The 3,729-nt window shown below is 73.6% G+C and carries 4 protein-coding genes and 1 pseudogene; 1 reads left to right on the top strand and 4 read right to left on the bottom strand.

The window, feature by feature from the left end; all coding sequences use genetic code 11:
- The 3 genes and pseudogenes from ACWGIU_RS32625 to ACWGIU_RS32615 form a co-directional block, all read right to left on the bottom strand.
- Positions 1-439 (bottom strand): annotated as a pseudogene (locus ACWGIU_RS32625) (hypothetical protein); the annotation flags it as partial.
- A gap of 99 nt (positions 440-538) precedes the next feature.
- The gene (locus tag ACWGIU_RS32620; protein WP_453711718.1) at positions 539-919 is read right to left on the bottom strand and encodes a PPOX class F420-dependent oxidoreductase; all 381 of its coding nucleotides are present in this window, start codon (positions 917-919) and stop codon (positions 539-541) included.
- 79 nt (positions 920-998) lie between these two features.
- Complete coding sequence (locus tag ACWGIU_RS32615; RefSeq protein WP_453711717.1) at positions 999-1,250, bottom strand: helix-turn-helix domain-containing protein; 252 nt, start codon at positions 1,248-1,250, stop codon at positions 999-1,001.
- Positions 1,251-1,314: 64 nt separating this feature from the next.
- Between ACWGIU_RS32615 and map the strand changes: the two genes are divergently transcribed.
- On the top strand, positions 1,315-2,082 hold the full coding sequence (map, locus tag ACWGIU_RS32610) for a type I methionyl aminopeptidase (RefSeq protein ID WP_453711716.1): 768 nt from the start codon (positions 1,315-1,317) through the stop codon (positions 2,080-2,082).
- An 86-nt stretch (positions 2,083-2,168) separates the two neighbouring features.
- Here the strand turns inward: map and ggt are convergent.
- On the bottom strand, positions 2,169-3,729 hold a 1,561-nt coding region (ggt, locus tag ACWGIU_RS32605), incomplete at its 5' end, for a gamma-glutamyltransferase (RefSeq protein WP_453711715.1).

Raw genomic sequence — 3,729 nt, 5'->3', positions numbered from 1 at the left:
GGCCCTGAAGACGGGCCGCCAGGTCCTCGTGGCGGCCCGCGGCGCGTGCCACGTCGTCCTGGGCCCAGGCAAGTTCCCGGGCGAGGGCGTCCGTCTCGGCCCGGTCAGCGGCCCCGCCGAGCCGGACCGTAAGGTTCCGCAGGGCCGTCTGCGATGCGGCCAGCTGCGCCGCCGCCGCCGCGAGCAGGCTCCGCAGCTCGTCCTCCCCGCCCGGCAGCCGGTCCCACACGGTGACGGCCGCCGCCCGCAGCTGGGCCGCGTATGCGGTCTCCCGTGCCGCGAACTCGGCGCCCCGCGCCCCGGCCAGGTCCCGCAGCAGCGATTCCACCACGTCCCACGGAGGCATCGCCGCCCCGTCGAGACAGGCCTGCATACCCTCCGGATCCCGGCGCAGGAACTCCCCGTACCAGCCTGCCCCGGGATCCAGCCTTTGGGTCAATCCCCGTAAGTATCCCGAGAGTCGACTGATGGCCAGCGAAGTCGCGGTCTCCATGACCGCATTGGATCCCACTCGTGTTACGGGCGGGCTACGGGAGTCTCAAAGCTTGACGGCGATCGCGGTGTGCGGACGCTTGCCCCGGCGCGCCAGGGCGGCGGGCACGTCCACCACCCAGAACTGCCAGGTGTACTTCCGCGACATCAGCTTCCGCACCCGCCGCAGCCCCGCCTCGTCGAGCAGCCGGGCCTCGCCCTCCCGCGCCTGCGCCCCTTCCTCGACGCGCCCACGCATGTCGCAGGGGGTGACGGTGACCCGCCCGTTGTTGCGGATCCGCTTGACCTTCCACGAATCGCTGCGCGTCCACACGTACAGCTCACCCCCGTCGGCGACCGCCCACACCGGCGTCGCCACGGGCGTGCCGTCCTTGCGGAAGGTCGTGAGACTGACGTACCGCGCCCGGCCGAGCTGTTCGAGGTCCATACCGGCACCCTAAGCGCTGTCCCGCGGGCGGCGTGCGGGCCCGCCCGAACGGCAGGCCGGAGGCGCCCCGGACGAGACCTCAGGCGGGGACGACGGCGCAGCGGCGCAGCAGATCGTCCAGGGAGAGACCGAGCGCCGCGGCGAGGGCGGCGACCGTGAAGAAGGCGGGGGTGGGCGCCCGGCCGGTCTCGATCTTGCGCAGGGTCTCGGCGGAGAGCCCGGCGCCGGCCGCGACCTCGACCATGCTGCGGTTTCCGCGCGCCTCGCGCAGCAGGACGCCGAGCCGCTCGCCGCGCTCGCGCTCTTCGGGGGTGAGGGGGGTACGGACCATGTCCTCATCCTACCCCGGACACCAATAACTATCCCGTTATTTTTATACCGGTATAGTTATTGGCATGGTGAGACTGAAGACGGACCGAGAGATCGACGAGATGCGTGCCGCGGGCCGGGTGGTCGCCCGCGCCCTGGCCGCCGTACGGGAGGCCGCCGACGTGGGGGTGTCCCTGCTGGACCTGGACCGGGTGGCCCGCGAGGTGCTCCGCGAGGCCGGTGCCACCTCCCCCTTCCTGGGCTACCGGCCGCAGTTCGCGCCGGTGCCGTTCCCGGCCGTGGTGTGCCTCTCGGTGAACGACGCGATCGTGCACGGCGTCCCCGACGACTACCGGCTGCGAGGCGGCGACCTGGTCAGCGTCGACTGCGGGGCGCAGCTCGGCGGCTGGACCGGGGACGCTGCGGTCAGCTTCACGGTAGGCCCGGCCCGCCCCGCCGACCTCCGGCTGATCGAGACCTCCGAGGCGGCCCTCGCCGCCGGGATCGCCGCCGCCGTGCCCGGCAACCGGATCGGCGACATCGCCCACGCGATCGGGGCCACCTGCCGCGCCGCCGGCTACGGGGTGCCCGACGGCTTCGGCGGCCACGGCATCGGCCGCTCCATGCACGAGGACCCGGGCGTGCCCAACGAGGGCCCGCCGGGACGCGGCATGAAGCTGCGCCCCGGGCTGGTCCTCGCCATCGAGCCGATGCTGATCGCGGGCGGTACGGACGACTACACCTGCGACGCGGACGGCTGGACCCTGCGCACCGTCGACGGCAGCCGCGCCGCCCACTCGGAACACACGGTCGCGATCACCGCCGACGGTCCGCGGATCCTCACCGCCCTCTGAACCCACTCCTGTTACGCCGTCCGGACGGCGTTCCGAACCGCCGTCCGCACCGCCTTCGGACTGCCTTCCGAACTGCCCTGCGATCCCTACGGCCTCCCTTGCGGGTGGACCACCATCGCCGAGCCGCCGCCCCGGCGGCTGGTCTCCGCCGCCGCCAGCCAGCGCCCGTCCCGCAGCCGCTGCACTCCGGTCGCCGCGCCGATCTCCGGGTTCTGCCGGAAGCCGTGGCCGATCGCCTCCAGCTCCGCGCGCAGCGGGCTGCTCCACAGGCCCGGCTCCAGCTCGGTGGTGGTCTGGTTGCGCTGGCTGGCCCGCGGGGCGGCGATCGCGTCGACCAGCGGCAGACCCCGGTCCAGGTGGCCGATCAGGGTCTGCAGCACGGTGGTGATGATGGTGGCGCCGCCCGGGGACCCCACCGCGAGCACCGGGCGACCGTCCTCCAGCACGATCGTCGGGGCCATGGAGGAGCGCGGCCGCTTGCCGGGGCCGGGCAGGTTCGGGTCCGGGACCCCGGGCGCGGCCGGAGCGAAGGAGAAGTCGGTGAGCTCGTTGTTGAGCAGGAAGCCGCGGCCCGGGACGGTGATCGCGCTGCCGCCGGTGGACTCGATGGTCAGGGTGTAGGAGACCACGTTGCCCCAGCGGTCGGCGGCAGTCAGGTGGGTGGTGTTCTCCCCTTCGTACGTGGTCGGGGCGGCCTGGCCGGAGCCGCCGCAGGCGACCGGGTGGCGCGGGTCTCCCGGGGCGAGCGGGCTGGTCAGCGTACGGTCCGGCGCGATCAGGCAGCCGCGCGAGTCGGCGAACCGCTGCGAGAGCAGCTCGCGCGTCGGCACGTCCACCGCTGCCGGGTCGCCGACCCAGCGGCCCCGGTCGGCGAAGGAGATCCGCGAGGCCTCGATGAAGCGGTGCAGGTACTGCGTCTCGGACAGCTTCGAGAGGTCGGTCCGCTCCAGGATGTTCAGCGCCTCGCCGACGGTGGTGCCGCCGGAGGAGGAGGGCGCCATGCTGTAGACGTCCAGGCCGCGGTAGCCGACCCGGGTCGGGTCCTGCCGCTTGGTCGCGTACGCGCGCAGGTCGGCGGTGGTCAGGTCGCCGGGGCGGACCTTGCGGGTGGCCGCCGGGTCCACCGGGGGTGTGCGCACGGCCCGGACGATGTCCTCGGCGAGGGGCCCGTGGTACAGGGCACCGGTCCCCTTGCGGCCGAGTTCGGCGTAGGTGGCGGCCAGGTCCGGATTCTTGAAGGTGGAACCGACCACCGGCAGGGCGCCACCCGGCAGGAAGAGCTTCGAGGTGGCGGGGAAGTCCTTGAAGCGGTCCTGGTTGAGCTCGGTCTGGGCCCGGAAGGTGCTGTCCACGGTGAAGCCGTCGCGGGCCAGTTTCTCGGCGGGCTTCAGCAGTTTGTCCAGCGGGCGGGTGCCCCAGGCGTCGAGGGCGCTCCTCCAGGTGGCGGGGGTGCCCGGTACGCCGACGCCGCGGCCGCTGGTCTGGCCCTCCGCGAAGGGGATGGGGAGGCCGTTCTCCTGGAACAGCGCCTCGGTGGCCGTGGCGGGGGCGGTCTCGCGTCCGTCGATGGTGTGCACCCGGCGCGAGCGGGCGTCGTAGTAGACGAAGTAGCCGCCTCCGCCGATGCCCGCCGAGTAGGGCTCGGTC

This window comes from Streptomyces sp. NPDC054840 (genome assembly GCF_053611065.1).
The sequence above is the reverse complement of the archived record's forward strand: the minus strand, read 5'-3'. Positions and strand labels throughout refer to the sequence as shown.

Bases quoted from the DNA above. Each gene is read 5' to 3' on its own strand.
- ACWGIU_RS32620 (WP_453711718.1), bottom strand. From the start codon at position 919: ATGGACCTCGAACAGCTCGGCCGGGCGCGGTACGTCAGTCTCACGACC.
- ACWGIU_RS32615 (WP_453711717.1), bottom strand. From the start codon at position 1,250: ATGGTCCGTACCCCCCTCACCCCCGAAGAGCGCGAGCGCGGCGAGCGG.
- map (WP_453711716.1), top strand. From the start codon at position 1,315: ATGGTGAGACTGAAGACGGACCGAGAGATCGACGAGATGCGTGCCGCG.